This is a genomic window from Trinickia caryophylli (assembly GCF_034424545.1).
Taxonomy (GTDB): domain Bacteria; phylum Pseudomonadota; class Gammaproteobacteria; order Burkholderiales; family Burkholderiaceae; genus Trinickia; species Trinickia caryophylli.
Window position 1 is genome coordinate 3,310,202 of record NZ_CP139970.1, and the last position, 23,548, is coordinate 3,333,749.

Here is a 23,548-nt window from a genome sequence, read left to right on the forward strand (position 1 = left end):
TTCGATAAAGAGTAAAAGAGGAGACGTCATGGCTCACGACGCCGACGCCAAAAGAGCCGCCAAACGCTGGCTCTGGCTGCTGGTCATTCCCTGGATCGCGATGATCTGGGTGCCGTCATACAACAAGGTCGACCCGCAGCTCTGGGGCTTCCCGTACTTCTACTGGTACCAGCTCTTCTGGGTGCTCGTGAGCGCCGTGATCACGGCGGTCGTCTATTTCAAGACCAAGAACGTGTCCAGGCCGGACGCAGGCCGGGGAGACGCACAATGAATGCGACCGCAACGATCGTCTTCGTTCTCTTTTTTGTCGCCGTCACGATTCTCGGCTTCGTGGCCGCGCACTGGCGCCGCGGCGACCTCGCGCATCTCGAGGAGTGGGGTCTCGGTGGCCGGCGCTTCGGTACGATCGTCACCTGGTTTCTGCTCGGCGGCGATCTTTACACGGCCTATACATTCGTTGCCGTGCCCGCGCTCGTATTCGGTGCCGGCGCAATGGGCTTTTTCGCGTTGCCCTATACGATCCTCATCTATCCGTTCGCGTTCGTCGTCTTTCCGAAGCTGTGGGCCGTTGCCAAGCGCCATGGATACGTGACCTCGGCCGATTTCGTGAGTGCGCGTTACGGAAGCCGCATGCTCGCGCTTGCCGTGGCCGTGACCGGTATCGTGGCGACGATGCCGTACATCGCACTGCAACTGGTCGGTATCGAGGTCGTGATCGGCGCGCTCGGCTTCAACACCTCGGGCTTCGTAGGCGATCTGCCGCTCATCATCGCATTCGCGATTCTCGCGGCCTACACCTATACGTCGGGGCTTCGTGCGCCGGCGATGATCGCCGTCGTCAAGGATCTGCTGATCTACATCACGATCGCAGTAGCCATCATCGTGATTCCGATGCAGTTGGGCGGGTTCTCGCACATCTTCGCGACCGTGCCGCCCGCGAAACTGTTGCTCAAAGCGCCGGACGCCTCGAGCCTCAACGGCTATAGCGCGTATGCCTCGCTTGCCGTCGGCTCCGCGCTCGCGCTCTTCCTGTATCCGCACTCGGTCACGGCGATTCTTTCGTCGTCGTCGGGCAACACGATTCGCCGCAACATGGCGATGCTGCCGGCCTATTCGCTCGTGCTCGGCCTGCTTGCGCTGCTCGGCTTCATGGCGCTCGCCTCGGGCGTGAAGGACATGCCGGAATTCGCGCCTTACTTCAAGGCGTTCGGGCCGAACTTCGCCGTCCCCGCGCTCTTCCTGCATTTCTTCCCGTCGTGGTTCGTCGGTGTGGCTTTCGCCGCCATCGGTATCGGCGCGCTCGTGCCGGCCGCCATCATGTCGATTGCGGCGGCGAACCTCTACACGCGCAACATCCACCGGGAGTTCGTCAATCGCAACATGTCGCACGAGCAGGAGACGAACGTTGCGAAGCTGGTCTCGCTGATCGTCAAGGTGGGCGCGGTCGCCTTCATTCTCGGCCTGCCGCTCACCTACGCGATCCAACTGCAACTGCTCGGCGGCATTTGGATCATCCAGACGCTGCCCGCCATCGTCCTCGGTCTCTATACGCGCAAGCTCGACTATCGCGGGCTGTTGGCCGGCTGGGCCGTGGGTATCGGCGTCGGTACCTGGATGGCGGCCTCGCAGGGTCTGAAAAGCTCGATCTTCACGCTGCACGTGGGCGGGCTCGCGATTCCAGGTTACGCGGCGCTCTGGTCGCTTGCCGTCAATATCATCGTGGCGGTCGTCATGAGCGTCATCGTGCGCGCGATCGGCATGGCCGCGTCGGTCGATCGCACGCGCCCCGAGGATTACCTCGACGCGATCGAGAGCTGATGGCCAGGGTGTGCGCTTCGCCGTGAGACGCGAGGCGCACGCCGGGGCAACCTCGGGGGCAACGTCGGGGGCAACGTCGGGGGCAGCGTCGGACAACTTCAGGGACTGGCGCCGCCATGCGGCGCCGTTCCTGCGCGGCACGGGTGGGTGGGCCGGCTGCGTTGCCGTATCGACGGCAGCCGCGGTTTCGCCGACAATCATTCGCCATGGCCTTGCTCATTCATCCGCGCGTCTTGGCGGCGCGCGTCGCACGCGCGGCGACGTCGCCCTACTACCGCTATCGCTATGCGCCGGCGCTGCACGCCGTGCGCGTCGGACTCGCGATGCTCGCGTCGATTCTCGTCACGACGGGCATCGACATTCCCAACGGCATCTGGGCTTCGGTGACGGTCCTCACCGTCATCGGCGGTCTGCAGCATCACGGTAACATCCGCAAGCGCGCACTCGAGCGCGCGCTCGGGACGGTGCTGGGGGCGCTGGTGGGCCTGCTGTTGCTGTTCCAACTGCACGTCATCGGCTCGATGCCGCTTACGTTCGTACTGATGTCGATCGCGGCGGGTGTCTGCGGGTACTTTGCCATCGGGCGGGCAGGCTATGTGGCGCTGCTTACCGCGATCACGATCTGCATCGTTGCGGGCCATGGCGACAGCACGATCGATATGGGCCTCTGGCGGACTTTGAATGTACTGATCGGTATCGTGCTGGCGTTGGCGTTCTCGTTTGCGCTACCGCTCTACGCCACTTATTCGTGGCGCTATCTGTTGGCGCGCAACCTGCGCGACTGCGCGCAGCTCTATACGCGTATCGTCACCGGCGCGCCGATCGACGAGGGCGAGCAACTCGCCACCTTCGCGGCGCTCGGCCAACGGCTCGTGAAGCTGCGCGCGCTGATGCCCTCCGTCGCCAAGGAAATCGATCTGCCGCTCAAGGATCTCGAGTCGATCCAGCATTTGCATCGGTCCCTCCTCAGCGCGCTCGAGATGATGTCGGCGGCCGCGCAGGCCGAGCCGCATGACGTGGTGTCGACGTTCGCCACGGGCAAGCGCGACGCGCATGTTCGCACGGCGCGGGCGACGCTGATCGTCATGGCGCGCTCGCTGCGTTTCGGCTCGAACATCGGAGTATGGCGGCCGGCCGCGGAAGCCGCGGCGCCGGCCGGCGCAGTGCCCGCCGGCGCAGTGCCCGCGGTAGCGCCCTCGAGCGGGCCTCAGTGGGTGGCCCGGCGCTTCGCGGAGCAGGTCGACACATTGCGGATGCTGCTCGCCCAGACGGAGGCGTACTGGAATATCGAGCGCCGTCAGCCCGCTCGGCCGTAGCGCCGCTTCGGGCACCACCGCAGCCTTGGGTGCGTTGGTACCGACAACCGGCCTCATGCTTCGCGGTACCCGTGTCGGCGCGCTACGTCGGCACGGGTGCCCGGCGTCCTGCTCGCGCGGCGGCAGCTTCGCGCAACGGCGTCAGCGCAGCGCTTCCACCAGCTTTTCGAGCTTGAGGGCATCGGCCGCGAACGCGCGAATCCCCTCCGCGAGCTTTTCGGTTGCCATCGCGTCGTCGTTGAGCTGGAAGCGGAAAGCGGGCTCGTCCACGGCGATGCGCTCGATCGGCTCGTTCGCGAACGCCTCGGGCGACAGCTTGCGTTCGACCGGCTCGCTGCTGTCATGCAGCTTTTGCAGCAGATCGGGGCTGATGGTCAGCAGATCGCAGCCCGCGAGCTCGAGAATCTGGCTCGTGGTGCGGAAGCTCGCGCCCATCACTTCCGTCTTGTAGCCGAACTTCTTGTAGTAGCCGAAGATGCGCCGTACCGATTGCACGCCCGGGTCGTTGGCGCCACCCATCGTGGCTTCGTCCCAGTTGCTGCCCGCCTGCTTCTTGTACCAGTCGTAGATGCGGCCGACGAACGGCGAGATCAGCTTCGCGCCGGCCTCGGCGCAGGCCGCGGCCTGCACGGGCGCAAAAAGCAGCGTCATGTTGCAGTTCACGCCCTCTTTTTGCAGCACCTCGGCTGCCCGCACGCCTTCCCAGGTGGACGCGAGCTTGATCAGCACGCGCTCGCGGCCGATGCCGGCTGCCTCGTAGAGCTTGATGAGCTCATGCGCCTTGTCGATGGAGGCTTGGGCGTCGAACGAGAGCCGTGCGTCGACCTCGGTCGACACGCGTCCCGGAATGATCTTGAGGATTTCGCAGCCGAATGCGATCAGCAGGTGATCGATGATCGCGCTCACCGGCTTGCCCGCGTGCTCGCGCACGGTTTTTTCGAGCAGCGGCTTGTAGGCGTCCTTTTGCACGGCCTTGAGGATCAGCGAGGGGTTCGTGGTCGCGTCGCGCGGCTTGTACTGGGCAAGCTGCTGGAAGTCGCCCGTATCCGCGACGACGATCGTGTATTGCTTCAGTTGATCAAGGGCATTGGTCATGGCAGGTGTCGGGCGCATGCCCGCGCGTAAGAGTCGGGGGAAGGTCGTACGGCAATTCGGGCCGGATGCCGCGACCGGCATGACGTTATTTTACCGATCCTCGCCGGGCGGGGTCGGGCCGCGCGGCGGGGGGCGCCATGCGCGGGCGGCCCGGGCGTCAAGCGCGCCGCGCGTGAAGGATGAGCTGGGTCGCAAGGCCGGCCACGAGCGCCCAGAATGCGGGGCCGATCGACAGCAGCGTGAGGCCGGAGGCCGCCACCATGAACGTGACGAGCGCCGCTTCGCGCTCGCGCGGCTGGCTCATGGCATTCGTGAGGCCGCCCGCGATCGAGCCGAAGAGCGCGAGCGCCGCGATCGAGGCGATGAGGGCTTTCGGCAACGCGGCGAAGAGCGAGGAAATCGTCGCGCCGAATACGCCCGCGACCAGGTAGAAAAAACCGCACCAGAGCGCGGCCGTATAGCGCTTCGTCCGGTCTTCATGCGCTTCGGGGCCCGTACAGATGGCCGCCGTGATGGCGGCGAGCGTGACCCCGTGCGAGCCGAACGGCGCGAGCGCGAGCGAGGCCACGCCGGTAGTCGCGATCAGCGGCGCGGACGGCGGCGTGTAGCCATCCGCGCGCAGCACGGCCAGGCCGGGCATGTTCTGCGAGGCCATGGCCACGACGAACAGCGGTACGGCGATGCTGATCGCCGTGGCAAGCGAAAAGCGCGGCATCGTGAAGACGGGGTGTGCGATTGCCACGTGGAGATGGCTGAAATCGATGAGGCCGAGCGCGGCTGCGAGGCCGGTGCCGATCGCAAGCGTGGCCAGTATTGCGTAGCGCGGCAAGACGCGCTTGGCGATCAGGTAGGCAAAGAACATCGCGACGACGAGCGCCGTCTGGTACTGCGCGGCATGAAAGATCTCGATGCCGATCTCGAAGAGGATGCCCGCGAGCAGTGCCGCGGCGATGCCGGCCGGCACGCGCTTCATCAATGCGTCGAACCAGCCCGTCGCACCGACGAGCGTGACGAGCGCGGCGCTCACCACATAAGCGCCGATGGCCTCGGCGTACGGCACGTGTGGCAGCGAAGCGATGAGCAGCGCGGCGCCGGGCGTCGAATAGGCGATCACCACCGGTATCCTGAAGCGCAGCGACAGCACGATCGTCGAAACGGCCATGCCGATCGACAGCGCCCAGATCCAAGACGAGATCTGCGCATCGGACAGATGGGCGGCGCGGCCCGCCTGGAAAATGAGCACGAGCGAGCTGGCATAGCCCGTCATGGTGGCAACGAAGCCCGCGACGACGGCATGCGGCGAGGTATCGGCGAGCGGGCGCAGGAACGGATGGCGCGCGATGGGCGGCGAGACGAGCTCGGAGTGGGGCGGCGTATTCATGCGGAAGTAAAGAGGCGGCACACGTGGGCGCCGCGGCGATGCGGAAATGGCCGGCGCGGCCGCTGCATGAAGCGCCTCACTTGCTGAGCAGGCGCATGGCGCTTTCGAGTCCGGCGAGCGTCAGAGGATACATGCGATCGCCGAGCAACTGGCGAATGACCTGCACCGACTGCCGGTATTCCCACAGACCCTGCGGCTCGGGATTGAGCCAGACGTGATGCGCGAACTGCTCGGCGAGCCGCCGCAGCCAGACGGCGCCGGCTTCCGGGTTGTTGTATTCGACGGAGCCGCCCGGCTGGAGGACTTCATAGGGGCTCATCGTGGCATCGCCGACGAAAATGAGCTTGTAATCGGGCGTGAACCGGCGCAGGACGTCCCAGGTCGGAATGCGCTCGACATGGCGCCGCCGGTTGTTTTTCCACAGAAAATCGTAGACGCAGTTGTGGAAGTAGTAGAACTCGAGGTGTTTGAACTCGGCGCGGGCCGCCGAAAAAAGCTCCTCCGTGCGCTTGATGTGGTCGTCCATCGAGCCGCCCACGTCGAGCAACATCAGAACCTTCACCGAGTTGTGGCGCTGCGGCACCATCTTGATGTCGAGCCAGCCTGCATTGGCCGCCGTGCTGTGGATCGTGTCGGGCAGATCGAGTTCTTCGGCGGCTCCCTCGCGCGCGAAGCGGCGCAACCGTCGCAGCGCAACCTTGATGTTGCGCGTGCCGATTTCGATCTGATCGTCGTAGTCGCGATAGCCGCGCGCCTCCCACACCTTGACCGCCGTGCGGTTGCCGGCCGACTCCCCGCCGATGCGGATGCCTTCCGGGTTGTAGCCGCCGTTGCCGAACGGCGACGTGCCGCCCGTGCCGATCCACTTGTTGCCGCCTTCGTGGCGTTCCTTTTGCTCGTCGAAGAGCTGTTTGAGGCGCTCCATCAGTTTGTCGAGGCCGCCCATGGCTTCGACGGCCGCCTTCTGCTCGGGCGTGAGTTCGCGTTCGAGCCGCTTGCGCAGCCACTCGGGCGGAACATCGAGCGCCGCTTCGGCAAGCGTCTGCACCCCGCGGAAATAGGCGCCGAATGCCTGGTCGAACTTGTCGAAGTACCGCTCGTCCTTCACGAGCACGAGGCGCGCAAGATAGTAAAACTCGTCGAGCGATGGGGCGATCACGCGTGCGCGCAAGGCCTCGAGCAGCGTGAGATACTCCTTCATCGACACGGGCAGCCGCGCCGCGCGCAAGGTATAGAAGAAGTCGATCAGCATGCCGGGTCTCGTTTTGTCTCGTTTTGTCTCGTGCGCCGATACGCTGCGCTATCGGTTGTGCCGGTTCATCTGGATGAGCCGTTCGAGCAGGTTCAAGTCCTGCTCGTTCTTGAGCAGCGCGCCGGCGAGCGGCGGCACGACCTCCTTGTCGTCGGGCGAGCGCAGCGCGTCGGCGGGAATGTCCTCGGCGAGCAGCAGCTTGAGCCAGTCCAGCAGTTCGGACGTCGAAGGCTTTTTCTTGAGGCCCGATACGGCGCGCAATTCGAAGAAGCTCTGCAGCGCGGCACGCAGCAGGTCCTCGCGAATGCCGGGGTAATGCACCTCCACGATTTGCGTCATCGTCGCCGGGTCGGGGAACTTGATGTAATGGAAGAAGCAGCGGCGCAAGAAGGCGTCGGGCAGCTCCTTTTCGTTGTTCGACGTGATGACGACGAGCGGACGGTGTTTCGCGCGCACGACTTCACGCGTCTCGTAGACGTGGAACTCCATGCGGTCGAGCTCGCGCAGCAGGTCGTTCGGAAACTCGATGTCGGCCTTGTCGATCTCGTCGATGAGCAGCACCGAGGGCACGTCCGATTCGAACGCCTGCCAGAGCACGCCCTTCACGATGTAGTTGGCGATGTCCGCCACGCGCGCGTCCCCGAGCTGGGAGTCGCGCAGGCGAGAGACGGCGTCGTACTCGTAGAGGCCCTGCTGCGCCTTCGTCGTCGATTTGATGTGCCACTGAAAGAGCGGCATGCCGAGCGCCGCGGCCACTTCCTCGGCAAGCATTGTCTTGCCGGTGCCCGGCTCGCCCTTGATCAGTAGCGGCCGCGCGAGCGTCATTGCGGCATTGACGGCGAGCTTCAGATCGTCGGTGGCGACGTACTGCGACGAACCTTCGAAACGCATGGCGGCGGGCTCTCTCGAAAAAAGCCAGTATAAGTCAGAAGCCGGGGCGGGCTGCGTCATGATGTCGCACGGCGCCCGGGCAGGGCCGTGGGGCGGCCTTTCTCGGGGTCATTGCCGATGTGGACCGCGGCTAACCGTCGCGGTACAATTGCCGCGTTTTTTTGGCCTGTTTGAGGCCAATCCCATAATGAAACGGCATCACGCGGTGCGTGCCGTTGCCCGCGGCGGATTGCGGGTGCTCGTTTCCCCTCAGCCAGGTTAGAAGCTATGAACTCTTTCGTCGGCAAACACGTCGTGACCGCAGCGCTCGTCGCGCTTGCGGGGTTCGCGCTCTCCGCCGAGGCGGCCGATGTCGTCGGCAACCCGAAGGCAGCGCAGGGCAAGGTCGCGATGTGCATCGGCTGCCATGGCATTCCCGATTACCGCACGGCATACCCTGAGGTCTACCAGGTGCCCAAGCTCGGCGGCCAGAACGCGCAGTACCTCGTGAACGCACTGCAGGGCTACAAGAAGGGCGATCGTCACTTCGCGACGATGCACGCGATCGCGCAGTCGCTGACCGACCAGGACATCGCCGACATCGCCGCCTACTACGCGGCTCAGAACGCGACGTCGCCGAACAATCCGCAAAGGTGACCGCCTTTCGGCGGCGCTTTGAGCTTATTCAGGCACTTTCATTTCGCGGGATAGGAGAATTCATGAACAAGCCCGATCAGGCATTGCGGACGATCGTCATGGCCGCAGGGGCGGCAGTTGCCGTCTGCGCGCTTGCGCTTTCGAATCCGGCCGCGGCGGCCAGCGCCGACAACGGCAAGGCGCTCGTGGACAGCCACAACTGCGCGGCCTGCCACGGTGCCGGCCTGAACAAGCCTATTACGCCCGAGTATCCGAAGCTCGCGGGGCAGCACGCGAGCTACATCTACTGGGCGCTCAAGCAATATCAGATGGGCAACGCGAACCCGAACCTGGGCCGCAACAACGCGATCATGCAGGCGCAGGTGCAGAGCCTGTCGCAAAGCGATATGAAGGATATTGCCGCATACGTCGAATCGCTCCAGGGCGATCTCGTCCAGAAGAAGTAACGCTTCGCGCACGCGGGAAGGCCGGCGCTTCCCCGGTCCGGGCCGCGAGTTCACGCGGTTTGCAACGCCCCGTCCCGCACGGGGCGTTTGTTTTTGCGGCGCGGCCGGGGCTGGGTGCTTCTTGTCCGGTTTGCGCTCAGTCGCGCGATGCGCGGCGTTCGATGCGGGCGAGGTAAGCGTCGGTGTCGGGCGGGGTATTGCTGCGCTGAGCTTCCCAGATGGTCTCGCCGAGGCACTCCATGATCGCGTGCTGTGCGTCGTGCGTGGAGCCGAGCCGTCCGACGAGGCGCTCGTGCGCCGCACGTATGCCGGGCGGCTGGTCGATCGACAATTGCTCGCTGATGGCGAGATGCATCGACAGATGCAGGAACGGGTTCGTTCGGCCGCTCTCGGGTGCGTAGTCGGCCGTTGCCGACGATTCGTCGGCGAGCTCGGCGTGGTATTCCGGATGCTCGACGATCCAGTCGGCCGCGATCGCCTCGAGCGGTGTCAGGATCTCGCCCGCGCGCTGCTTGCGCCAGGTGTCGGTGAAAAAGCGTCGGACTTCGTCTCGGCTCGGATTGAACATCGTATTTTAAGGGGGGACGGCGCACGCGCCACTCGCGCTGGACGGCGGACCGGTGGCAACCTCGAAGCGTGCGCGATTCGATTCGGTCAATCCGTCATTCTACGCCGCGGCGCCATCGCAGCCACGGTACGCGCACAATACGCGCGCAAGACCGCACGACAGGCCGCACGACAGGCCGCCCCCGGGGACCGGAGCACGGGGCGCCGGAGCCGTCGTAGAATCGCGGATCGCATCGAGCGCACGCACTGCAGCGCTTTCCGAAAGCCGCTTTCTCCGACCTATCATGACGCCTGCTCGAGTCAGCCCACGCTCCACCGCGCTTTCGGGCGCGTTGTTCGTCGCCCTCTCCGCCGCAGCCTTCGGCGCGATGGCCATCTTCGGGCGCTACGCTTATGCGGGCGGTGCCGACGTGCTCGGTCTGCTTACGCTGCGATTCGGAATCGGCGGCGCCGTGCTCGCCTGCGTGGCGCAGCGGCGCGGCGTCCAGTGGCCGCGCGGGCGCACGCTCGCCGGTATTGCCGCCATGGGCGCGCTCGGATACGTGGGGCAGTCGCTGAGTTACTTCATCGCGCTACAGCATGCTCAGGCGAGTCTCGTCGCGCTGCTGCTCTACCTCTATCCCGCGTTCGTGACGCTGCTCGCCGCCGTCTGGCTGCACGAGCCGCTCACACGCGTAAAGTGCGCCGCGCTCGTGCTGTGTCTTGCCGGCTCGGCGCTGATGGTCGGCGGCGGGCAGGGGGAGCCGCTCGGCATCGCGCTGGGGTTGGCGGCCGCCGTCATCTATTCGCTTTATATCGTGCTCGGCACGCGCATCACGCGCGGCGTCGACCCGCTCGCCACCACGGCGGTCGTCTGCCTGGCGGCCGCGCTCGTATTCCTCGCCCTTTCGCTCGCGCGGACCGCCGCGGGCACGCCGCCTCAATGGCCGGCGACGCTCGCGGGGTGGCTTGCCGTGGCGGCGATCGCGCTCGTCTCCACCGTCGTGGCGATGCTCGCGTTTTTTGCGGGCCTTGCACGCCTCGGCGCGGCGCGCACGTCGATGCTGTCCACGCTCGAGCCCGTCGTTACGGTGCTGCTCGCCTGGCTGCTGCTGGGTGAGCGGTTCGGGCTGCTGCAATGGCTCGGCGGTGCCGCGGTGATAGGCGCCGTGCTGTGGCTCGTGCGGGCCGGCAGTGGAGCGCCCGACGAGGCCGTTACGCTCGAAGCCAATCAGTAACGGGCCGCGCCCGCGGTGGCCGGCACAGCCGCTATCGGCCTGCTCGCCGCCACCGGTGTGCCGGCGAAGCGAACGTATGCCGGGCGCGGCGCGCACCCTGTCAGAGTTCCGGCGGCGGCGTCTTGGGCTTGTATTCGCAAACCGGCTCGATGACGCAGTGCCAGCACTCTGGCCGGCGGGCCTTGCAGACATAGCGCCCGTGCAGAATCAGCCAATGGTGGGCGTCATGCCTGAATTCGGGCGGCGTGAACTTCTCGAGCGCGGCTTCCACGGCGCGCACGTCCTTGCCCGGCGCGAGGCCGGTGCGGTTGGCGACGCGAAAAATATGCGTATCGACAGCAATCGTCGGTTGGCCGAATGCCGTGTTGAGCACGACGTTTGCCGTTTTGCGCCCCACGCCGGGCAGGCTTTCGAGCGCCTCGCGATCGGCCGGCACGTCGCCGCCGTGACGTTCGAGCAGCAGTCGACAGGTGGCGATCACGTTCTTGGCCTTCGTGCGGTAAAGCCCGATCGTCTTGATGTACTGCGCGAGCCCTTCCTCGCCGAGGTCGATGAGCTTCGCCGGTGTATTCGCCACCGGATACAGCTTGCGCGTGGCCTTGTTGACCGACACGTCGGTCGCCTGGGCCGACAGCATCACCGCGATCAGCAATTCGAATGGCGTGGTGTATTCGAGTTCGGTTTTGGGGTGAGGGTTGAGGCTTTGCAGGGCCTCGTAGATGGCACGTCGTTTGGCGGCGTTCATGCGGCTCGGTCAGCGTGATGAAGGGGTATCGGGTTTCGGCGCATCGCCCGTCGGCTGGCCGGCGTCCTCGTTCGGCGCGGTCGAACCCGTTTCGGCAAGCCCGAGCCGTCGGCGGCGCGCTTCGGCTGCGTCGATCTGAGCCTGCACGGCCGGGCTCACACCGGCTACGTTTTTCGGCGCGACGCCCGAAGCCGCCATGGCTGTCTTTTTCTGACGTGCTCGTTCCAATGCCGCGGCGATGATTGCGCGCTTCTTCTCGGCGTCGGCGTATGTGTCGGTGCCTGGTTTCGTCGCGGCGGAAGGTTCCGGCACGGCGGCACGGCGCGCGGCGGCCCGCGCCTCGGCGGCCTCGCGTGCTGTCTGCTCGCGCGCGACGCGCCGTTCATGGCGCGTGCGCGCCGCATCGGCCTGTGCCGTGCTCCATGCCTGCCAGCCCGTGGCCTGCCCCGTGACCGGCACCATCGAAATGCAGTCGACGGGGCAGGGCGCCACGCAAAGATCGCAACCTGTGCAGAGTTCGGCCACGACCGTATGCATGAGTTTCGGCGCACCGACGATCGCGTCGACGGGGCAGGCCTGCATACACAGCGTGCAGCCGATGCAAAGCGTCTCGTCGATGAACGCGAGGGGGCGCGGCCGTTCGACGCCGTTGGCAGGATTGAGCGCAATGACGGGCTTGCCGAGCAGCGTGGCGAGCCGGGCCACGCCCTCGGCGCCGCCTGGCGGGCATTGGTTGTAGCCGGCCGCGCCGCTCGCCACGGCTTCGGCATACGGGCGGCAGCCGTCGTAGCCGCACTTCGTGCACTGCGTTTGCGGGAGCAGATCTTCGATGCGATCCGCGAGGGTATGTCGGTCTGTCACGATGGGAACGCCTGGGCGTGTCTCGGCGCATTTCACTGCATTTCGCTGCATTTCGCCGCGGCATGCCACTCCGGCCGCGCTTGCCGTCGGGGCTTGTGCCACGGCTGGCCGGCGTGGGGAACTGGAGGAACGCGAAATGGGCACGCGGACAAAGCGGGCATTATCGCCGATTTCCCTGGTTGCCATCGGCGGGCCATGTGCCATAATCGAAGCGCTTTTCGCATGACCGCTTAAAAGAGGAAAGGGTGTCTTCCCACAAATAAGGCGCGTGCGTCGTGCGCGGCCGGCGTAGCGCAAGGAGGGGCCGGCAGCGTGGCGCGGGCAACGCGGCTCACAAAGCAAAAGGCCACCATGAACCAGCTGAAAGTCAGAAGGGATCCCGAAGGGACGCGTCGTCGTATCCTGCTCGCGGCAGCCGAAGAGTTTGCAACTGGTGGCTTGTTCGGCGCACGCGTCGATCAGATCGCTCGCCGGGCGGAGACCAACGAGCGGATGCTCTACTACTACTTCGGCAGCAAGGAACAACTGTTCACGGCCGTGCTCGAGCACGCTTTCGGAGCGCTCACCGCGGCGGAAAAGGCGCTGGACCTGTCGGGCATCGCGCCCGTCGAGGCGATTACGCGCCTTGCCCATTTCGTCTGGGACTACTACCGCGATCATCCAGATCTGCTGCGCCTCATCAACAACGAGAATTTGCACGAAGCGCGCTATCTGCAGAAGTCGACGAACATCCGCGAGATGATTTCGCCGATGGTCGCAACGCTCTCGGCGATCCTCGAGCGCGGTCAGCGTGCCGGCCTTTTTCGCGCCAATATCGACCCGTTGCGTTTTTACGTGACGCTCTCGGGGCTCGGCTACTACATCGTCTCGAACCGCTGTACGCTGCAGGCAACGCTTGGTCGCGATTTCAGCGCGCCGGCCGAGCGCAGTGAGATGGTGCAGATGAATACCGAGCTGCTGCTCGCGTATTTGATGCGCAAGTAGTCAGGGCCCGTGGGTAGAACCGGGCCCTATCCTCATTTGACGTCGAGCATGCCGTAATAGCGGGCCGACGTGCCGGGAATCAGGGCGCGCTCGCTTGCGCGCAAGCGTGTGGCGAGTCGATCGAAGGCTTTCGGGAGCGCGACGGTGATACACCCCTCGCACGCATGCGCCGAGCCGATCGGATGCAGCCGGAAGCGGCCACGGCGCAGACCGTCGACGAACGTCCAGTCGTCGATGGCACCGTCGGCCCGATAGAGCGCGAAAACGTTGGCCGAAGGCCTTTCCCTGAGTTCCTTGAGCCAGCCAAGGCGGGCGACGCGTGGCTCGTCGACGATGTAGTAGCGCCCTTTCGGCAATGGCCCGCGCTTTGCATCGGTTACGGCGGCCGGATTGTTGAGCTGGCCCGGGCGGCCGGAGTAGGCGGGGACGGTCAGCCCGCCGCAGGTGAGGATGCTGAGCGGTTGGCTGTTGAGTACGAACGTGCATTGAGCGAGCGGCATCTATCGGGCGTCCCTATCGTTCAGGTAACGCGCGATGCTAGGCGTGGCGTCGCGCCTGCATGCCTCCGGCGATGTTTTTCGGACGTAATCCCACGTTTCATGCGAACCGCATGGTCACGCGCAGCGGCCGGCACAACAATAGCAACAAAAAGGGCTGCATCGTGACGTCGATGCAGCCCTGCTGTGCGTGGAAACCGGCTCCGCGGTGCTCCCGCGCTCAGACCTCGACGGGCTCGGCCTGGGCCTTCGTCTCCTTGTTGTGCGCGAGGATGAAGTCGCGCAGTTGCGGGTAGATGATCGTGCGCCAGCGGCGGCCGGAGAAAATGCCGTAATGGCCGCATTTCTCGGCCGTGAAGTGATGCTTCTCGCCCTCGGGAATGCCGCTGCACAAAAGGTGCGCGGCGCGCGTCTGGCCGCAGCCGGAGATGTCGTCGAGTTCTCCCTCGATCGTGAAGAGGGCCGTGCGCTTGATGTCCTGCGGGCGCACGCGCTCGCCGTCGATATCCCACGTGCCCTCGGCGAGGCGGAATTCCTGGAATACGATGCGGATCGTGTCGAGGTAATACTCGGCGGCCATGTCGAGCACCGCGTTGTATTCGTCGTAGAACCGCCGGTGCGCCTCGGCGTCTTCCTCGTCACCGCGCAGCAGGCTTTGATAGAAATCCCAGTGCGAGGCCGCATGGCGCTCCGGGTTCATCGCCACGAAGCCGGCGTGCTGAAGGAAGCCGGGATAAACGTGTCGCCCGACTCCGGGGTAGTTCTGCGGCACGATGTGGATCACGTTGTTCTCGAACCACTCGTACGAATGCTGCATCGCGAGGGAGTTGACCGACGTGGGGCTCGAGCGCGCGTCGATCGGGCCGCCCATCATCGTCATGGTGCGTGGCGTGTCCTCGCCGCGGCTCGCCATCAGCGAGATTGCCGCGAGCACCGGCACAGTCGGCTGGCATACCGACAGCACATGCATGTTCTTCGCGCCGATGTGGCGGATGAACTCCTGAATATAAGCGACGTAGTCGTCCAAGTGGAACGGACCGTTTTCAACGGGCACCATGCGCGCGTCGATCCAATCCGTGATGTACACCTTGTGATCCTGCAGCAGCGTGCGCACCGTATCGCGCAGCAGTGTGGAGTGGTGTCCGGAAAGCGGCGCGCATACGAGCACCACGGGCTCGTCCTTCAGTTGCGCGACTGCGTCGCTGTCGTCGGCGAAGCGCTTGAAGCGCAGCAGGCGGCAAAACGGCTTCTCGATGATCGTTTGCTCGATGATCGGGATGTTGTGGCCGTCCTTCACGATCTGATGGATGTCGAATTCCGGTTTTTCGTAGTCCTTGCCGAGCCGGTAAAGCAGCTCATAGCCGGCCGCGTACCGCGTGGCGCCGGGCACGTAGGCGAAAGGGCTCGCGGGGTTGGCGAACGACTTCGATGCGGCCTGAGCCCAGGCCGTCAACGGATTCAAGAGCGCGCGCTGGAATTCGTAGAACTGGTAAAGCATGATGAACGGCTCCCGCTGTGGAGACTTCGAGCAGTGAAGCGCGGCGCTCGGCGTCGCGGCATGCTGGCCTGGAAAATTGTGCTCGCTGCCTGCCAGACTCGATCGATGATACAGGGCAAACATGTCTAGGTGCAACGCAGCAATTTCCCGTCCAGGCGGGGATTTTCCCGTATATGGGAAGTCGCCCGAAGTGCCGACATGAAGCCGCGTCGAAAGCCAATGGAAAGGTTGGCGGGCCCGCGGCGCATCGCACAATGCGCCGCGCGCAGCGCTCCGTCAGCGGGCCATATCCGGCCGATCGGGTTCGCCATGGGCCGACGAGCCGTTGGGGTGCCCTGTGGCCCGCGTCATTTCCTGCTCGTGCCGCATGAGGTTCAAGCCGGTGTGAACCAGCGCCACATGCGTGAATGCCTGGGGAAAATTACCGGTCAGCCGCTTCGCGCGCGGCTCGTATTCCTCGGAAAGCAGTCCCAGGTCGTTGGCAAGCCCGATGAGCCGTTTGTACATCGCGTGAGCCTCGTCGAGCCGGCCCTGCAGCGCGAGGTTGTCGACCATCCAGAAGCTGCACGCGAGGAACGCGCCCTCGCCCGGGGGCAGGCCGTCGTCCACGTCGTCGCTGCGGTAGCGAAGCACGAACCCGTCGTACATCAGTTGGCGCTCGATGGCGGCCACGGTCGAGACGACCCGCGGATCGCGCGGCGGCAGGAAGCCGACGAGCGGCATCAGGAGCAGGCTTGCATCGAGATCGTCGCCGCCGTAGACCTGCGTGAAGGCGCCGAGGCGCGCATTGAAGCCCTGCGCGCAGACGTCCGCATGAATCGTGTCGCGCAGCTCGCGCCAGCGATCGGCAGGCCCCGGCAGGCTGAACGATTCGCACGAGCGCACGGCGCGGTCGAACGCCACCCACGCCATCACTTTCGAAAAGGTGAACTGCTGGCGGCCGCTGCGGACTTCCCAGATCCCTTCGTCGGGCTCGCGCCAGATTTTCTCGAGATGTTCGAGCAACACGCGCTGCAGCGCCCACACAGTCTCGTTCGTATGCAGCCCGCCCACGCGTGCGAGATGCAGCGCATTCATGACTTCGCCATAGACGTCGAGCTGCAATTGCCCCACTGCGTTGTTGCCCACTCGCACGGGCTTTGCGCCTTCGTAGCCCGGCAGCCAGTCGATTTCCGTCTCGGGCAGCCTTCGTTCGCCGGCCAGACCGTACATGATCTGCACCTGGGACGGGGCGCCGGCCAGCGCCCGGCCCAGCCAGGCGCGCCAGGCCCGTGCCTCGTCGTAATACCCGCAGCGCATGAGTGCGAGCAGTGTGATCGTGGCATCGCGCAGCCAGCAGTAGCGGTAATCCCAGTTGCGCGTGCCGCCGAGCTGCTCGGGCAGCGACGTGGTCGGGGCCGCCACGATGCCGCCCGTCGGCGCGTAGGCGAGCGCCTTGAGCGTGATGATCGAGCGGCGGATCGGCTCGGCATAGCGTCCTTCGACGCGGCAGCGGGCCGACCAGTCGCGCCAGTAGGTTTCGGTGCGTGCCAGCGCGGAGAACGGATCGGTGGCGGGCGGCACGCGCTCGTGCGACGACGAATAGGCCAGCACGAACGGGATCTGTTCCCCCTCGGCCACCTCGAACTCGGCGGCTGTATGCATGTTTTCGCCATGCAGCGGCACATCGGTGCGCAGCACGACCATGTCGGGCCCGACGATCGCACGAATGCCCTTGTCGTGCCGCAGCCGCGTGACCCATGGCACCGAGAAGCCGTAATCGAAGCGCAGCGTGAGCGACATGCGCATCGGCACACGCCCGCGTTTGCCGATGACGATGCGCACGAGCTCCGACCAGCCGTTGCCGGGAGGCATGAAATCGACGACGGTCACGGCCCCTTCGGGCGTCTCGTAGTCGGTTTCCAGAATGAGCGAGTCGTCCCGATAGCGGCGGCGGATGACGGGCGGCGCATCGCCGGCGACGGCGATGCGCCACGAGCCGTGCTCGGGCTGGCCGAGCAGGGCGGCGAAACAGGCGCCCGAGTCGAAGCGCGGCCAGCAGAGCCAGTCGACCGAGCCGTCGCGGGAGATCAGCGCGGCCGTATGGCCGTCGCCGACAAGTGCATAGTCTTCGATAAGGGCGGGCATGTCGTGGGCGGTGAGCGCCGCTGGGCGGCGAAGCGGTTCGTTTATGGTCGTTGCCAGCGTCGTCGCTCGCTGGCTACAATCGGGTCTCGGGGATTTCGGCCGCGCGTCCCGGATAGCGAGAACAACAATACGCCGCGATACCTGCGCGGCCGGCAATGCGCGATTGACGTTCATTCACCACGAGGATTGACGCCATGCTGCACCCGTCCAAAGTCGACTGCATCACCATTCTCTCAGCCGCACGCGAGCTCGGCGACGACGCCTTGCTCCCTCTCGATCCACACGCATTGGGCCTCACGCGCAACGGCATGGAAACCGCCGCGGCGTTTCTTATCGAGCGTGCCTGCTTCAAGCAACACCGCGACGGCGATGGCCATTATGCGGTGGGCGGCCTCTCGCTGCAGGGAAGACTGCGCCTCGATCAGTTCGTGAACGGCTGAGCGCGGCCGCCCCGCGCCACGGGCCTCAGAGCCGCAGGTGCTCGGATGCGGGGCCGATGAGGCCGAGTATGCCGATGATGATGAGGTAAAGCGCGACGATGTAGTTCAGGAGTCGCGGCACGATCAGGATCAGAATGCCCGCGATCAGCGCGGCAAGCGGTCCAAGGCTGACGGAAATGTTCATGGCGAATCCTCGCGCGTGTTGAGTCGGAGTGGGCGCTTACACCGGTGCCGCTCGCGTCGGGAAACGCCGTCACCACGGAGGTTGTCGATGTCGAGCATCCCTCGGGCGATGCGGTTGGCCCGGCGCGGCGGTGCGCGCGCCCTGCCATTCAGAGCGGCATTTTGGCGTAAAGGTTTCGCCGTTCTCCTCGGGCTGGCCGCGGCGCATGCGTGTGCGCAGTCGTCGGCGGCTGCGGGCGGCGGTGCCTACGATCTGCTCGTCGGCACGTATACGGCGAGCGGCAAGAGCGACGGTATCCAGGTCTATCGCTTCGATCCGCAAAGCGGGCGCGCCACGCCGCTCGCGTCGGCGAAGGCCGTCAACCCGTCGTATCTCGTGATGGGGCGGGGCAATCGCTTCGTCTATGCGGTCAACGAGCTGCCCGGCGATAATGGGCCGGCCACCGTGCGCGGCGGCGTGAGCGCGTTTTCCTTCGATCCGGCGAGCGGCCAGCTGACATTGCTCGACCGCGTGTCGGCCGAAGGCAACGACCCCTGCTATCTGAGCCTGTCGCCCGACGGCAAATACCTGCTCGCCGCGAATTATTCGGTTGCGCCCGACCCCGGTGGCAGTTTCACCGTGCTGCCCGTCGCGGCGGATGGCCGCGTCGAGCCCGCCGTTCTCACCGTTCACCACGAGGGCGGCGGGCCGGTGAGGGGCCGACAGGACAGCGCGCACGTCCATTCGACGGTCTTCGCGCCCGACGGGCGTTACCTTTTCGTTCAGGACCTCGGCGCCGACAAGCTTTTCGCCTATCGCTACACGCCCGACGGCAGTCGCGGCCTGCTGAGTCCAACGACGGTGCGCTACGTGCCCATGCCGGCCGGATCGGGCCCCCGACATCTCGTTTTCGATGCGCGCGGGCGGTACGCCTATGCAACGAGCGAACTCGATGCGAGCGTGACCGTGTTCCAGTACGCCGAGGGCGTTCTGCGCCCGCTGCAGACGATCAAGCTCGCGCGGCCCGGTTTTACCGGCAAGCAGGGCGCGGCGGCCATCCATTTGTCGCCCGACGGGCGCTTCCTCTACGCCACCAATCGCGGCGACGCCAACGAGATCGTCATTTTCTCCGTCGACCCGCACGACGGCCTGATCCAGGTGGTCGGGCGCCAATCGACGCTCGGCCGCACGCCGCGCGAATTCGCGATCGATCCGAGCGGACGCTGGCTCGTCGTCGGCAATCAGGACAGCGATACCGCGTACGTGTTTGCGCGCGACGCGGCCACCGGGCTGCTCGCGCCGAACCCGCTACGGCTCGACATCGGCTCGCCTGTCGACTTCAAGTTCGTGCCGGTGTCCTGAGCTTGCCGAGCGGGGCCGCCGGCCGTCGATACAAAGAGAGCCTACGCGTCAGAGCAAGCGCGTAGGCTCGAAGCTACCGCCTCACGGGGGGCGGGGCGGCAGGGGATGAAGCGGGATACCGGTACCGGCGGGCGTGCCGCCCGTGGTTTGATGGTTTCGATGCAACGACTATGCCGGGGCGGGTTCGGATGCGGCACGATGGCCGCCGATCTCCGTCGGGCGAGCCCGATTCGCCGCACCGCCGACTATTTCTTGCAAGCGCCGCGCACGATTTACGCACCGCACGCGCATCATTGCTCCGGACCCGGCGGCGCGAGCACTTCCCGGCTGCCGTTGACGCCCATCGACGAGACGAGTCCCGCGGCTTCCATCTGCTCGACGAGCCGCGCGGCGCGGTTATAGCCGATGCGCAACTGGCGCTGCACGGCCGAGATCGACGCGCGTCGCGTGCGCACGACGAACGCGACGGCCTCGTCGTAGAGGGGGTCGGCTTCCGCGTCGGGGGCATCGCCGAAAAGATCCTGCGCCGCGCCCTCGGTGGCGGGGCCGTCGAGAATGCCTTCCTCGTATTGCGGCTCGCCGAATTGCTTCAGGTGTTCGACGACGCGGTGCACTTCCTCGTCGGCTACGAAGGCGCCGTGTACGCGCTGCGGATACCCGGTGCCAGGGGGCAAAAAGAGCATATCGCCCTGGCCCAGCAGCGATTCCGCACCCATCTGGTCGAGGATCGTGCGCGAGTCGATCTTCGACGATACCTGGAAGGCCACGCGCGTCGGGATATTGGCCTTGATGAGACCGGTGATGACGTCGACCGACGGACGCTGCGTGGCGAGTATCAGATGGATGCCGGCTGCGCGCGCCTTTTGCGCGAGGCGCGCGATCAGCTCTTCGATCTTCTTGCCGGCGACCATCATCAGATCCGCCAGTTCGTCGATGACGACAACGATGAGCGGCAGCGTCGAGAGCGGCTCGGGCGCGTCGGGCGTCAGCGAGAAGGGGTTCGTGAGCTTGCGCCCGGCGGCTTCCGTGTCGCGCACCTTCTGATTGAAGCTCGCGAGGTTGCGCACGCCGACGGCCGACATGAGCCGGTAGCGTTTCTCCATCTCGCCGACGCACCAGTTGAGCGCGTTCGCGGCCAGCTTCATGTCGGTCACGACGGGCGCGAGCAGATGCGGGATGCCCTCATAGACGGACAGTTCGAGCATCTTCGGGTCGATCATGATGAGTCGCACTTCTTCCGGCGTTGCCTTGAAGAGCAGCGACAGGATCATCGCGTTGATCGCCACCGATTTGCCGGAGCCCGTCGTGCCCGCCACGAGCATGTGCGGCGCCTTTGCCAGATCGGTCACGATCGGGTTGCCCGTAATGTCCTTGCCCATCGCGATCGTCAGCTTGGAGGCCGATCTGCGGTAGGCGTCGGCGGCCAGGATCTCCGAAAGCCGAATCATCTGCCGCTTCTGGTTCGGTAGCTCGAGGCCCATGCAGGTCTTGCCGGGGATCGTTTCCACGACCCGGATCGACGTGAGGCCCAGGCCGCGCGAGAGGTCCTTCATCAGTCCGACGATCTGGCTGCCGCGCACGCCGAGCGCGGGTTCGATCTCGAAGCGCGTGATGACCGGGCCGGCCGATGCGCCAACCACGGTTACCGGCACCTTGAATTCCTGCAGCCGCTGCTCGATCAACTGCCCCCTTTCCGCAAGAAGCTCGGTTGGAATCGGTTCGGCATCGGCGGCCGGCTGCTCGAGCAATTCGATCGATGGCAGCTCGACGCAGGCCGCAAGCGGTGCGTGGAAGGCGAATTCGGTCGGTGCATGGCCGAGCACGGCTGGCCTCGCCGGCGCGGCGGCCGCGGAGTCGGCCATGGCGTCGGCCATGGCGTGCGGCGGGGCCACCGGTGCCGGCTCGGGCGTGCCGTCGCCCACCCCGGACGACGCCTCGGGCAGCAGTGGTGGAGATGCCTCGTCGCCCGGCACGTCCATGCGTGCTGGCGCCGTCGTGGGCACGGACGGCGGCGGTGGCGGCGGTGGCAACGGCGATAGCGATGGTGATGGCGACGAAGGAATCGACGAAGCCGCCGCATGGCTCGGGACCGCTGCAGTGGTTCGCTCGGCGGGCATACTTGCGCCGGATGGGTCTCCAGCTTCCGATGCCTGCGAGGAGCGGCCGACGAGTTCGATCAGTACCGGGGCGTGGGGCGAAAGGCGGGCTGCGGACGCCACGGCCGATTCGGCGCTCGAATGCCCGAGCGGCTGCGCTTGCGTCTCCGAAGCCGGGGCGGACTCGATCCGCGGTGCCGCGGAGAGCGCCGCAGGTGCCGCGAGCGCATCGGTATTCGAGGCGCCGGCGCTTGGCGTCGCAGCGAACGGTGCGGGCTGCGTGGGCGCGTCGAGCCTCGGGACCGCCGGTTCATGCGCAGGCAACGCCGTCTGCGCCGGCAGCGCAGACGGTGCGGCCGTGGCGGGCGGCCGAGCGTCCGCGGAGTCGAGGTCGTCGCCGGTCATCCGCATGGAGTCGGCCGCCGCCGTCGGCGAGGGGGCTTCCCGTTCCGACACCGGCTCGTCGGGTTCCGTGCCGGATGGCCGGATGTCATCGACAGGCCGAGTCTGCATGTTCGCGGATGCGCCGCGCCGCGCGAGACTCACGCCGGCAAGCGTCGTCCATTGGGCCGCGTTGGCCTCGATCGCGCGCAGCGTTTCCAGTACGCCCGGGGAGGGCGAGGGCGAGGAGGGCACCAACGGCTCGCGCACGCCGATAGGCTCTATGCGTGGCCGTGCGGCCGACCCCGCCCCTGCCCCTGACCCCTGTGGCGGCGTGCTCATACCGGTCCCGCGTACCCGCGGCGAGACGGGCCTGGTCGTTCCCCTGGCGGGCGACGCAGCGGGCGTGCGCGGCGCGGGCGGGCGGGACGAATTGGAGATCGGCGCCGGAGTGGGCCGCGGCGGCGCGAGCGGCACGGCGGGTTCGGCGGCGGCACCCCCGGTCTTGATCGGGGCCGTTCCGCTGCGCGCGACCGGTGGCCGCCATACGGTCGGGCGGGCATACCGGCCTGTCGATTTCGGCGCCATGGCGTTGACGGTCGTCGTGCGCGTGGGAGCCGCCACCGCGGCCCGCGCGCGTTCGCCGCGCGCCGCGGTCGGGCGCTCGTCAGCGGCTTCGCCGCTCAGGTGCAAACCGAGGCCGAAGGCGCGGTCGGCTCTGCGCAGCGCGTCGATCCATCGAAAGCCGATGAGCCAGGGCAAGCTTGCGAAAAAGAGGGCGCTCATGGCGAGCGGTGCGGCGACGTGCCCGATGAGGCGGCCTTCGAGCGCGGCCAGGGCTTGTCCGAGCGCATGGCCGGACGCCGGGGCGAGCATCGCCTCGAGCGACGAGCTCGCCACGAGCACGCCCACGAAGCCGAGCCATAGCCGGATCGAGCCGGGGCCGCGCAGACCCTGGCCGCCGGGCAGCATGGCCTTGACGAGACGCCAGAAAAGAGGAGCGAGCCAGACGGCGGAGATGCCGAGCCAGCCCAAAACTACCGTATGCATGCTAGAACTGACGAAGAAGCGCCGACGCAACGCGGCGAGTTTAACCGTTCGCCCGGCTCGGCGCGCGAGATGCGGCGACGGCCGGTGCGATCATCGATCGGCCACGAAAGTCAGGGTCGCGCCATCCTCGGTGACGATGCGCAGCGTTCGCGGCGTGCTCCATTGCACGCCCGTCCGGGCGATATGCGCGAGCGCGGCGAGATAGGCACGCTCGAGCTCGCCGCGCGCCGGGTCCGCGCAGGCCATGCGCGTAGCGACGAGCGATTCGAAGGTCAGCGTGCCGCCCTTGAGCGAGTAGCTGCCGGCGAAGCGGTTGCAGCCCGAAAAGCCGCTGGCCTTGCGCTGGCCCGTGGCCGTCGACAGGATGAGCGTCGGGCGGCTTTCGTTGCCGCCTTGTGCGATCTCGCGAGGGCGACCGTCGGCCGTCTGCCAACTGGCGAGCGTCCAGCGCGTGTCGTCGATGAGCTGTGTGGCGGCCGGGTTGAACGGGTCGCTCGCGGGCGCGGACGAATCCGGGTGAGTCGGCATCGCGCAGGCCGCGACGAGCGCCGCGACCGCAAGCACGCCGGCCACGAGCGACGCGCGCGCGCGCCGGGCCGCGCGTCGCGGCGCAATGTACTGACTCGGCATGGGAGCGTTTCCTCGTTGTGCTGACAAAGCCGTAAGGGTAACGCACTCCGGCCGCCGGGCGCGAGAGAACGCGAGCGTGGCCATGCTAGCATCGC

The 23,548-nt window shown here is 66.4% G+C and carries 22 protein-coding genes; 9 read left to right on the plus strand and 13 right to left on the minus strand.

The window, feature by feature from the left end; genetic code table 11:
- Window positions 1–28: 28 nt before the first annotated feature.
- The 3 genes from U0034_RS14965 to U0034_RS14975 all read left to right on the plus strand — a co-directional run bounded on the left by U0034_RS14965 (window position 29) and on the right by U0034_RS14975 (window position 3,134).
- Window positions 29–271, plus strand: a complete 243-nt coding sequence (locus U0034_RS14965) for a DUF3311 domain-containing protein (protein ID WP_085230046.1) — start codon at window positions 29–31, stop codon at window positions 269–271.
- Window positions 268–1,818, plus strand: coding sequence for a monocarboxylate uptake permease MctP (gene mctP / locus U0034_RS14970; protein WP_085230047.1), 1,551 nt, complete (start codon window positions 268–270; stop codon window positions 1,816–1,818). Before U0034_RS14965 ends, mctP begins: the two co-directional genes overlap by 4 nt.
- A 206-nt stretch (window positions 1,819–2,024) precedes the next feature.
- Window positions 2,025–3,134, plus strand: a complete 1,110-nt coding sequence (locus U0034_RS14975; protein ID WP_085230048.1) for an FUSC family protein — start codon at window positions 2,025–2,027, stop codon at window positions 3,132–3,134.
- 141 nt (window positions 3,135–3,275) lie between these two features.
- On the opposite strand, the gene tal is transcribed toward U0034_RS14975, so the two are convergent.
- From tal to U0034_RS14995, 4 genes are all read right to left on the minus strand, one after another.
- Window positions 3,276–4,229, minus strand: a complete 954-nt coding sequence (gene tal, locus U0034_RS14980; RefSeq protein ID WP_085230049.1) for a transaldolase — start codon at window positions 4,227–4,229, stop codon at window positions 3,276–3,278.
- Window positions 4,230–4,386: 157 nt separating this feature from the next.
- Complete coding sequence (locus U0034_RS14985; protein ID WP_085230050.1) at window positions 4,387–5,610, minus strand: benzoate/H(+) symporter BenE family transporter; 1,224 nt, start codon at window positions 5,608–5,610, stop codon at window positions 4,387–4,389.
- Window positions 5,611–5,686: 76 nt separating this feature from the next.
- A complete protein-coding gene (locus U0034_RS14990) occupies window positions 5,687–6,862 on the minus strand; it encodes a vWA domain-containing protein (RefSeq protein ID WP_085230051.1) in 1,176 nt (391 codons plus the stop codon).
- A gap of 48 nt (window positions 6,863–6,910) precedes the next feature.
- Window positions 6,911–7,753: an AAA family ATPase gene (locus tag U0034_RS14995; RefSeq protein WP_085230052.1), complete on the minus strand. Its 843-nt coding sequence runs from the start codon at window positions 7,751–7,753 to the stop codon at window positions 6,911–6,913.
- A gap of 267 nt (window positions 7,754–8,020) precedes the next feature.
- Between U0034_RS14995 and U0034_RS15000 the strand changes: the two genes are divergently transcribed.
- Both U0034_RS15000 and U0034_RS15005 read left to right on the plus strand, forming a co-directional pair.
- The gene (locus U0034_RS15000; protein ID WP_085230053.1) at window positions 8,021–8,389 is read left to right on the plus strand and encodes a c-type cytochrome; all 369 of its coding nucleotides are present in this window, start codon (window positions 8,021–8,023) and stop codon (window positions 8,387–8,389) included.
- 62 nt (window positions 8,390–8,451) lie between these two features.
- Window positions 8,452–8,835 carry a c-type cytochrome gene (locus U0034_RS15005; RefSeq protein ID WP_085230054.1) on the plus strand — a complete coding sequence of 128 codons (384 nt, stop codon included), beginning with the start codon at window positions 8,452–8,454 and terminating at the stop codon, window positions 8,833–8,835.
- Window positions 8,836–8,971: 136 nt separating this feature from the next.
- Here the strand turns inward: U0034_RS15005 and U0034_RS15010 are convergent, their stop codons facing one another.
- Entirely contained in the window at window positions 8,972–9,403 is a 432-nt protein-coding gene (locus U0034_RS15010; RefSeq protein WP_085230055.1) for a DUF1841 family protein, read from the minus strand.
- Between the two features lie 283 nt (window positions 9,404–9,686).
- Here U0034_RS15010 and U0034_RS15015 point away from each other — a divergent pair, with 283 nt between their 5' ends.
- On the plus strand, window positions 9,687–10,619 hold the full coding sequence (locus U0034_RS15015) for a DMT family transporter (RefSeq protein ID WP_085230056.1): 933 nt from the start codon (window positions 9,687–9,689) through the stop codon (window positions 10,617–10,619).
- 100 nt (window positions 10,620–10,719) lie between these two features.
- Here the strand turns inward: U0034_RS15015 and nth are convergent, their stop codons facing one another.
- Complete coding sequence (gene nth, locus U0034_RS15020; RefSeq protein WP_085230057.1) at window positions 10,720–11,364, minus strand: endonuclease III; 645 nt, start codon at window positions 11,362–11,364, stop codon at window positions 10,720–10,722.
- 9 nt (window positions 11,365–11,373) lie between these two features.
- Window positions 11,374–12,225 (minus strand): electron transport complex subunit RsxB, encoded by an 852-nt coding sequence (gene rsxB, locus U0034_RS15025; RefSeq protein ID WP_085230160.1) that lies wholly within the window; start codon window positions 12,223–12,225, stop codon window positions 11,374–11,376.
- Between the two features lie 351 nt (window positions 12,226–12,576).
- Between rsxB and U0034_RS15030 the strand changes: the two genes are divergently transcribed.
- A complete protein-coding gene (locus U0034_RS15030) occupies window positions 12,577–13,209 on the plus strand; it encodes a TetR family transcriptional regulator (protein WP_085230058.1) in 633 nt (210 codons plus the stop codon).
- A gap of 32 nt (window positions 13,210–13,241) precedes the next feature.
- On the opposite strand, the gene U0034_RS15035 is transcribed toward U0034_RS15030, so the two are convergent.
- The 3 genes from U0034_RS15035 to U0034_RS15045 form a co-directional block, all read right to left on the minus strand.
- Window positions 13,242–13,709, minus strand: coding sequence for a DUF2778 domain-containing protein (locus U0034_RS15035; protein WP_085230059.1), 468 nt, complete (start codon window positions 13,707–13,709; stop codon window positions 13,242–13,244).
- Between the two features lie 217 nt (window positions 13,710–13,926).
- Entirely contained in the window at window positions 13,927–15,204 is a 1,278-nt protein-coding gene (locus tag U0034_RS15040; protein WP_085230161.1) for a polyhydroxyalkanoate depolymerase, read from the minus strand.
- 276 nt (window positions 15,205–15,480) lie between these two features.
- The gene (locus tag U0034_RS15045; RefSeq protein ID WP_085230060.1) at window positions 15,481–17,331 is read right to left on the minus strand and encodes a glycoside hydrolase family 15 protein; all 1,851 of its coding nucleotides are present in this window, start codon (window positions 17,329–17,331) and stop codon (window positions 15,481–15,483) included.
- Between the two features lie 194 nt (window positions 17,332–17,525).
- Between U0034_RS15045 and U0034_RS15050 the strand changes: the two genes are divergently transcribed.
- On the plus strand, window positions 17,526–17,771 hold the full coding sequence (locus U0034_RS15050) for a hypothetical protein (RefSeq protein ID WP_085230061.1): 246 nt from the start codon (window positions 17,526–17,528) through the stop codon (window positions 17,769–17,771).
- Between the two features lie 25 nt (window positions 17,772–17,796).
- Here U0034_RS15050 and U0034_RS15055 read toward each other — a convergent pair whose 3' ends face one another.
- The gene (locus tag U0034_RS15055; RefSeq protein ID WP_085230062.1) at window positions 17,797–17,955 is read right to left on the minus strand and encodes a DUF3096 domain-containing protein; all 159 of its coding nucleotides are present in this window, start codon (window positions 17,953–17,955) and stop codon (window positions 17,797–17,799) included.
- Window positions 17,956–18,063: 108 nt separating this feature from the next.
- Here U0034_RS15055 and U0034_RS15060 point away from each other — a divergent pair, with 108 nt between their 5' ends.
- Complete coding sequence (locus U0034_RS15060; RefSeq protein ID WP_085230063.1) at window positions 18,064–19,296, plus strand: lactonase family protein; 1,233 nt, start codon at window positions 18,064–18,066, stop codon at window positions 19,294–19,296.
- Window positions 19,297–19,586: 290 nt separating this feature from the next.
- On the opposite strand, the gene U0034_RS15065 is transcribed toward U0034_RS15060, so the two are convergent.
- Both U0034_RS15065 and U0034_RS15070 read right to left on the minus strand, forming a co-directional pair.
- Entirely contained in the window at window positions 19,587–22,823 is a 3,237-nt protein-coding gene (locus U0034_RS15065; protein WP_085230064.1) for an FtsK/SpoIIIE family DNA translocase, read from the minus strand.
- A gap of 90 nt (window positions 22,824–22,913) precedes the next feature.
- Complete coding sequence (locus U0034_RS15070; RefSeq protein ID WP_085230065.1) at window positions 22,914–23,453, minus strand: META domain-containing protein; 540 nt, start codon at window positions 23,451–23,453, stop codon at window positions 22,914–22,916.
- Window positions 23,454–23,548: the final 95 nt, after the last annotated feature.

Bases quoted from the DNA above. Each gene is read 5' to 3' on its own strand.
- U0034_RS15035 (WP_085230059.1), bottom strand. From the start codon at position 13,709: ATGCCGCTCGCTCAATGCACGTTCGTACTCAACAGCCAACCGCTCAGC.
- U0034_RS15040 (WP_085230161.1), bottom strand. From the start codon at position 15,204: ATGCTTTACCAGTTCTACGAATTCCAGCGCGCGCTCTTGAATCCGTTG.
- U0034_RS14995 (WP_085230052.1), bottom strand. From the start codon at position 7,753: ATGCGTTTCGAAGGTTCGTCGCAGTACGTCGCCACCGACGATCTGAAG.
- U0034_RS15005 (WP_085230054.1), top strand. From the start codon at position 8,452: ATGAACAAGCCCGATCAGGCATTGCGGACGATCGTCATGGCCGCAGGG.
- mctP (WP_085230047.1), top strand. From the start codon at position 268: ATGAATGCGACCGCAACGATCGTCTTCGTTCTCTTTTTTGTCGCCGTC.
- U0034_RS15045 (WP_085230060.1), bottom strand. From the start codon at position 17,331: ATGCCCGCCCTTATCGAAGACTATGCACTTGTCGGCGACGGCCATACG.
- U0034_RS15015 (WP_085230056.1), top strand. From the start codon at position 9,687: ATGACGCCTGCTCGAGTCAGCCCACGCTCCACCGCGCTTTCGGGCGCG.
- U0034_RS14990 (WP_085230051.1), bottom strand. From the start codon at position 6,862: ATGCTGATCGACTTCTTCTATACCTTGCGCGCGGCGCGGCTGCCCGTG.
- U0034_RS15065 (WP_085230064.1), bottom strand. From the start codon at position 22,823: ATGCATACGGTAGTTTTGGGCTGGCTCGGCATCTCCGCCGTCTGGCTC.
- tal (WP_085230049.1), bottom strand. From the start codon at position 4,229: ATGACCAATGCCCTTGATCAACTGAAGCAATACACGATCGTCGTCGCG.
- U0034_RS15010 (WP_085230055.1), bottom strand. From the start codon at position 9,403: ATGTTCAATCCGAGCCGAGACGAAGTCCGACGCTTTTTCACCGACACC.
- U0034_RS15030 (WP_085230058.1), top strand. From the start codon at position 12,577: ATGAACCAGCTGAAAGTCAGAAGGGATCCCGAAGGGACGCGTCGTCGT.
- U0034_RS14975 (WP_085230048.1), top strand. From the start codon at position 2,025: ATGGCCTTGCTCATTCATCCGCGCGTCTTGGCGGCGCGCGTCGCACGC.
- U0034_RS15000 (WP_085230053.1), top strand. From the start codon at position 8,021: ATGAACTCTTTCGTCGGCAAACACGTCGTGACCGCAGCGCTCGTCGCG.
- U0034_RS15055 (WP_085230062.1), bottom strand. From the start codon at position 17,955: ATGAACATTTCCGTCAGCCTTGGACCGCTTGCCGCGCTGATCGCGGGC.
- U0034_RS15050 (WP_085230061.1), top strand. From the start codon at position 17,526: ATGCTGCACCCGTCCAAAGTCGACTGCATCACCATTCTCTCAGCCGCA.
- nth (WP_085230057.1), bottom strand. From the start codon at position 11,364: ATGAACGCCGCCAAACGACGTGCCATCTACGAGGCCCTGCAAAGCCTC.
- U0034_RS15060 (WP_085230063.1), top strand. From the start codon at position 18,064: ATGCGGTTGGCCCGGCGCGGCGGTGCGCGCGCCCTGCCATTCAGAGCG.
- U0034_RS14985 (WP_085230050.1), bottom strand. From the start codon at position 5,610: ATGAATACGCCGCCCCACTCCGAGCTCGTCTCGCCGCCCATCGCGCGC.
- U0034_RS14965 (WP_085230046.1), top strand. From the start codon at position 29: ATGGCTCACGACGCCGACGCCAAAAGAGCCGCCAAACGCTGGCTCTGG.
- U0034_RS15070 (WP_085230065.1), bottom strand. From the start codon at position 23,453: ATGCCGAGTCAGTACATTGCGCCGCGACGCGCGGCCCGGCGCGCGCGC.